This is a genomic window from Mitsuaria sp. TWR114 (assembly GCF_007997345.1).
In genome coordinates, this window is sequence record NZ_VOSR01001059.1 from 1 (window position 1) to 1,078 (window position 1,078).

Annotated in this window: 1 protein-coding gene and 1 pseudogene; both read right to left on the reverse strand. The window is 71.9% G+C overall.

Annotated elements, in window-relative coordinates; all coding sequences use genetic code 11:
* A pseudogene (locus FUT87_RS27360) lies at positions 1-198 on the reverse strand (aspartate racemase); the annotation flags it as partial.
* 96 nt (positions 199-294) lie between these two features.
* A complete protein-coding gene (locus FUT87_RS27365) occupies positions 295-888 on the reverse strand; it encodes a tetratricopeptide repeat protein (protein WP_147243013.1) in 594 nt (197 codons plus the stop codon).
* Positions 889-1,078 lie beyond the last annotated feature (190 nt).

A 1,078-nucleotide genomic window follows, 5' to 3' on the forward strand; every position in this document is an offset into this window, starting at 1 on the left:
GTCACCGCGATCCAGCGCCTCGACATAGCGGTGCAGCGAGGGCGTGTGCAGGCTGAGCTCGGGATGCGCGTGCGGCCCGAGCAGCCCCGCGCCTTCGGCGCAGATCGTGCGGTAACAGAGGGCGGCGCCTTCGGCGGAACAGCCGACGATGCCGACGTGCAGCGGGTCCGCGGCGGGCAATGGGGCGGAAGCGGTCATGCGCGGATGCTAACGGGCGGCCTGCTCGCGCAGGGCGCTGACTGCGGCGCTAGTCCCGCTCCGCGCGCTTGACTCAGCACCGATCTCGCCCCGCCTTCAGCTCAGGCGTTGGTTCGAGCGGTTCTCGTCGACCAGGCGGCGATAGACGCGGAAGTGCGCCGCCGACGCGCGTGGCTCGCCGAGCCGCTCGCACAGCGCGCCGAGGCGGTAATGCGATTCGGCCAGCGCCGGGTTGAGGTCCAGGGCCTGCTCGAACGAGGCGATCGCTTGCGGCAGGCGACCCGCGCTCTCGAGCACGCACCCGGCGAAGTGGTACAGCGCGGCGATGTCGCCACACCAGCCGACCGCCTGGTCGATGAGCTCGAGCGCCTCGTCATGGCGGCCCTGGCGGCTCAGCAGCGTGGTCAGCAGGGCGAAGGACTCGACGTGGCAGGGATCCTGCGCGATGGCCTGGCGGCAGGCCGATTCGAGGGTGGCTTCGTCGGTGTTGTCGGTCAGCACGGCCAGCTCGGCAATCGCGTCCAGCGCCGCGTCGCTGAGGCGCCGCGCGGAGCATTGCCGCTCGACCTCGTCGGCGCGAGGTGCGGCTTGAGACGCCGGGGTGGCGCGATCAAGCGAGGGGTCGAGCGGGCGCTCGAAGGGGCGGCTGAGCAGACGGTCGGCGGCGGTGATCGGCGGGTTGGTGGTCATGGCATCCCTCTGAAACGTTGCCGTGAACGGTACCCAGGCTTCGCACGCGTCTCTGCCGGAGAGGAGTGCGCGCGCGTGTAGGACAAGCGGAAGTTCCGAGGGCGCCGGGATCAGCGCGGTCCGCGCTCTTCCCGGGGCATTGGCAGCGCGACCCGCACCAGCAGCCCGCCGCCCGGCGCGTCGTGCAGCG